4 protein-coding genes are annotated in these 4,879 nt (G+C 64.3%); 1 reads left to right on the top strand and 3 read right to left on the bottom strand.

The annotated features are described in order from the left end of the window. Window positions 1–278: 278 nt before the first annotated feature. The 3 genes from XpopCFBP1817_RS19500 to XpopCFBP1817_RS19510 all read right to left on the bottom strand — a co-directional run bounded on the left by XpopCFBP1817_RS19500 (window position 279) and on the right by XpopCFBP1817_RS19510 (window position 2,513). Window positions 279–557: a YiiG family protein gene (locus XpopCFBP1817_RS19500; RefSeq protein ID WP_244171261.1), complete on the bottom strand. Its 279-nt coding sequence runs from the start codon at window positions 555–557 to the stop codon at window positions 279–281. Between the two features lie 298 nt (window positions 558–855). Continuing rightward, window positions 856–1,671 carry an SDR family oxidoreductase gene (locus tag XpopCFBP1817_RS19505; protein ID WP_128418353.1) on the bottom strand — a complete coding sequence of 272 codons (816 nt, stop codon included), beginning with the start codon at window positions 1,669–1,671 and terminating at the stop codon, window positions 856–858. Between the two features lie 182 nt (window positions 1,672–1,853). After that, window positions 1,854–2,513, bottom strand: coding sequence for a serine/threonine-protein kinase (locus XpopCFBP1817_RS19510; RefSeq protein ID WP_128418354.1), 660 nt, complete (start codon window positions 2,511–2,513; stop codon window positions 1,854–1,856). Window positions 2,514–2,655: 142 nt separating this feature from the next. Between XpopCFBP1817_RS19510 and XpopCFBP1817_RS19515 the strand changes: the two genes are divergently transcribed. Further along, window positions 2,656–4,743 (top strand): bifunctional DedA family/phosphatase PAP2 family protein, encoded by a 2,088-nt coding sequence (locus XpopCFBP1817_RS19515; RefSeq protein ID WP_128418355.1) that lies wholly within the window; start codon window positions 2,656–2,658, stop codon window positions 4,741–4,743. The last annotated feature ends 136 nt before the right edge of the window (window positions 4,744–4,879 follow it).

A 4,879-nucleotide genomic window follows, 5' to 3' on the forward strand; every position in this document is an offset into this window, starting at 1 on the left:
TCGCGGCTGACGTCACTGGGATAGCGTGCTCTCATCTCCATATGATCGGATAATTCGGGAAGACTTTGAACGGGCTCTTATGCCCAAGATCTGGCCAACACCGCTATCATCCCCCCCGGACTCTAAACCTGACCGCTACTCAGGGCGGGGGGGACGTCGGAGACTGCCTAGTCACGTGCCGCCGTATCCAGTGCCGCCAGCGGATGGTTTTGCCGCAGCGGCCGCGCTGACCGGCGCATCGCACTGCTTCATGTCGTCGTCGATGTCGTACGGGCCGGTCATGCCCCCCCCTCGCGGCCGCGGCCGATTGGGCCAGCAAACGGGTCCTGCATCCAACCGGTGTAGTGCTTGGCACCGGTATGCACATGGGCATCGACGCGGTTGAAGCAGTCGATGTAGGCACTGAGCTTGGCGGTCACGCCTTGCGAGGAATCCAGCTGTTTTTCAGCGGTTTTGGTAGCGGCATCGGTTGCAGGCTGCTGCGATTGATCGCCACAGGCGGCAGCCAGAACGGAGACGGAAACAGCCAGAGCAAGCACACGGAACATCGAAGACAAGCGCTGTACATCCTTGTCGGAAACCGTTTCAGCTGCGCGGGATAGCAAACACTACTGTGAACTTTTTATGCTCAATCGAGAGCATGCGTCATTGTGTCCAGCCGGGCGGGTAATGTCCAAAAACGCTTGCGTGAAGCGGCGACGGAACTGCACCAGGACTTCATACGGAGCGACTGACAAACGACGGCGTGGCCGATGGTCGAGCGCTGCCGATGCGCCGAATCGATCTGCCCACGCGCGCTGATTCGCATGTGCCTCCCCGGATCCAGCCAACAGCGAGCGATGCGGCATTCGCCGCTCAGCCGAGAAACAGATCCGGCAGCAACGCACGCGACGAATCGACCGCATAGCCGCTCAGGTCGGTGATGCCGGCTTGCGCCAGCACCTCGTCATCGATCAGAAACTGGCCATGAAAGCCGGCCGCCTCATGCGTCAGCACCGCATGCGCAGCGTCGGCCATGATCTCCGGCCGACGACACGCGGCCGCATCCACACCATCAATCATGTTGATCGCATCGGTGGCAATCACGGTGCGCGGCCAGAGCGCATTGATCGCCACGCCTTGCGGGCCGAACTCGGCTGCCAGCCCCATGGTCACCAGGCTCATGCCCATCTTGGCCAAGGTGTAGCCGGTATGGGCGCCCCACCACGCAGGGTTCAACGACGGTGGCGGCGCCAGCGTAAGGATGTGCGGATTGGGCGCCTGCAGCAGATGCGGCAGACAGGCCTGCGCGCACAGAAAACTGCCGCGCGCATTGACCTGCTGCATCAGATCGAAGCGCTTCATCGGCGTGTCCAGCGTGCCGCGCAACCAGATCGCGCTGGCGTTGTTGACCAGGATGTCGATACCGCAGAAGGTCTCGACCGTGGCCACCACAGCCGCACGCACCTGGTCTTCTTCGCGGATATCGCACTTGAGCGCCAGCGCCCGCCCACCGGCCGCAATCACCGCCTCGGCCGCGCTATGGATGGTGCCGGGCAACTTGGGATTGGCCACGGCCGATTTGGCCGCAATCGCCACATTGGCACCATCGCGCGCCGCTCGCAGCGCAATCGCCAAGCCAATCCCGCGCGAGGCACCGGTGATGAACAGGGTTTTTCCGGATAAGGTCATGTGATTGGGGGAGATGGGATTGGGGATTTGTGAGCTTACAGAGCTTACAGCCCGAGCAATAACGTCACGGGATTCGGGATTCGCAAAAGCTCCTCGCCTTGCCCCAATCCGGCCGACAAACCTCGCAGCCCAAGCCATCCGCTCTTACAAATCCCCAATCACGCATAACCAATCCCGGCACTTCACGGCTTCGGCCCCTGCCCTTCATTGTCTTCCCAATGCAACACGCGGCGGGTCACGAAGCGGTAGACCGGCTTGCCAGTGGCGAACCACACCTCGCGGACCCAGGAGGTGCGCTTGAGCACGTGGCGCTCCACCGGAGTGATCGCGGCCGGGCAATACATGCGCTTGTGCTTGAGCAGGTGGCGCAGGTCTTCGCGTGCAAGCAGACGCATCCAGCGCGCGCGTGGATCGCCGCGCACCGCCAGCTGGAAATCGATCACCGCCGGGCTGCCGTCGTCCTGCACCAGCCAGTTAGCTTCTTTGGCCAGGTCGTTGTGCGCCACGCCGCAGCGATGGAGCTGCTGCAACAACTTGCGCGCGGTGCGGAAGTAGGCCAGATCGCCGCGCGGCGGGCGCTGGTACATCGCATCGCCGGTCAGATAGCTGCGATCCAGTTGGCGACCATCCCAGCGCAACAGCTGCGGCGTACGCGGCATGCCATCCAGCTGACGCAAGGCCAAGGCTTCGCGCCGCGCCAACCACCAGGCCACACTGCGCAACAACCACGGCGCCACGCTCAGGTCACGCCGCACGAACACGCGATCGCCTTCGCGGATCAACAGGATGCGCCCGAAGGTATCGGACTTCAGCGGCAGATTGCCGGCGGGATCGTCACTCATCCCCCATTGTAGGCGGGCCGTCTGCCTCGCCCTACAGCGCGCGGCTGCTGCGGACCTCATGCATGCGTGCGGCGGTGCTCGCTCGCAAGCTGAGGTGAAGCAGGCAGGCCGATGTGAGGGCGGCGCAAGCCCCCCNCGGGGAATGAATTCATGGATCGACGCCACGCTGGAGTGGATCTGGCACCACCCCACCTTGGCTGGCGTGGTGATCTTTGCTATCGCATTTTGCGATGCGGTGATCGTGCTTGGCGCCATCGTGCCTGCGCTGCCGTTGCTGTTTGCCATCGGCGTGCTGATCGGGCTCGGGCAGATCAATGGGCCATATGCGGTGGTTTGCGCCACGCTGGGCGCCTTCATCGGTGACGCGCTGAGCTTCTGGGTGGGCCATCGCTGGGGCCACCAGTTGCATACCTATTGGCCTTTCCGCCGCTACCCGCAATTGCTGGAACGCGGCGAGCTGCTGTTCCGGCGCAATGCCTTCAAGAGCATCCTGATCGCCCGCTATGTGGGCGCTGTGCGCCCGTTCGTGCCGGCAATCGCGGGCATGTCGCACATGCCGTTCAAACGCTATCTGTTCGCCAGCGGCCTGGCCTGCATCTCGTGGGCGCTGCTGTTTCTGGTGCCCGGCTGGGTCTTGGGCACCGCCTACGATGCGGTAGCTGCGGTGGCCGGGCGCTTGTTCGTGGTGGTCACGCTATTGATGGCGGTGATCGGGCTGGCCTGGGCAGTGGTGCTGTACTCGTATCGATGGTCGGCCGGCCATCTGGATGCGTTGTTGGCGCGGCTGCTGGCGTGGTCGCATCGGCATCCGGTGCTGGGCAACTGGTCGGTCGGCGTGTTCGACCCGCACCGTCGCGAGTCGGTGCCGCTGGCGATGATGGCGTTGATGTTGCTGTTGCTGGGCTGGGGCTTGTTCGTGCTGCTGATGGTGGTGCTGGCGCATGGCGAGCCGCTGCGCGTGGACCTGGCCGTGCACGATCTGATGCTGGCGCTGCGCAACCCGCTGGCCGATTACCCGATGGTGGCGCTAGCCTCGCTGGGCGATTGGCAGGTGCTGTTGCCGGCGATCGCCGCGGCGATGGGCTACCTGGCCTGGCGCCGACGCTGGATGGCGGTGGCGCATTGGGTGATCGCGCTGGCCTTTGGCCTTGCGTTGACCCAGTTGCTAGGCGCCACCGTGCAGGTGGTGCACCCGCCTGCGGCCAGTAGCGGCTTCGGGTTCCCGTCGGTGGCGGTCACCATGGCCACGATTGGTTTTGGCTTCTTCGCGTTGCTGATCGCGCGCGAGTTGCCCGGTCGGCGCCGGGTGTGGCCGTATCTGGTCAGTGGCGCAATCGTCTCGCTCATTGGGTTTGCACGGCTGTACCTGGGCGCGCATTGGCTCAGCGACGTGGTCGGCGGCATGTTGTTCGGCATCTTCTGGCTGCTGGTGCTGGGCATCGCCTACCGTCGGCGCGCAACGCGTGCGTTCTGGGTCAAGCCGGTGTCGTGGATTTTCTATGGTGTGTTCCTGACCTGCGCGATCGTGTTGGCGCCGCGCAATCTGGGAAGCAAGCTGGCCAGGTTCGAACCGCCGCCGCCGTTGCCGATGGAGTTGCCCGCCAGTGATTGGTGGAAGGGCCAGTGGCGCCTGCTGCCCGCACGCCGCAACGAATTCGACGACGACCAGCGCTGGCCGCTGGACGTGCAACTGGCCGGCCCGCTGGCACCGCTGCAGCGTCAGCTCGAAGCGCGCGGTTGGCGGGTGCAACCGCAGGCCGGTTGGGAACAAGCGCTGCATCTGCTTGATGTCAGCGGACGCCCGGACGAGGTGCCGATTCTGCCGGCCACTTTGGATACGCACGTGGAAGCATTGCTGATGGTGCGTCATGCCGCGCCCGGCCATGTGCATGTGCTGCGTTTGTGGCCAGCCGCCGCACGCTTGCAACCGGACGCGCAACCGCTCTGGGTGGGCAGCACCCAGACGCTGCGCTACAGCCGCCATTTCAGCCTGATCGGGCTGTGGTATCCGCTGCGTGGCGTGGACCCGGCGCTGAGCGCATTGCGTGAAGCACTCGGCCCATTGCCTTATCGCGTCGAACAGCGTCGGCGCTCGCAGGTACCAGTGATATTGATCGACAGCACCTCAGGCGATGCGGTGCGGCGAGAGGACAAAGACAACGCTGCACCGCAGACGGAAACCACTGCGTCCGATCCGGCTGCATCGGGTCCGTCACGACAGCGCCGTTGATCGATCGGGCAACAGCGGCGATCGGCCGGCGATCAATGGCGGCAAAGTGTTAGCGTCGCTTAGGGAACCTCTGAACAACGTCCCCAGATGCGCGACACTACACAGCTACGTTGAGGAGTGATCCATGCAACTGACG

The organism is Xanthomonas populi, from assembly GCF_002940065.1.
Classification (GTDB): domain Bacteria; phylum Pseudomonadota; class Gammaproteobacteria; order Xanthomonadales; family Xanthomonadaceae; genus Xanthomonas; species Xanthomonas populi.

What these genes read in the sequence shown, in the direction of transcription:
- XpopCFBP1817_RS19505 (WP_128418353.1), bottom strand. Translation starts at nt 1,671, where the DNA reads ATGACCTTATCCGGAAAAACCCTGTTCATCACCGGTGCCTCGCGCGGG.
- XpopCFBP1817_RS19515 (WP_128418355.1), top strand. Translation starts at nt 2,656, where the DNA reads ATGAATTCATGGATCGACGCCACGCTGGAGTGGATCTGGCACCACCCC.
- XpopCFBP1817_RS19510 (WP_128418354.1), bottom strand. Translation starts at nt 2,513, where the DNA reads ATGAGTGACGATCCCGCCGGCAATCTGCCGCTGAAGTCCGATACCTTC.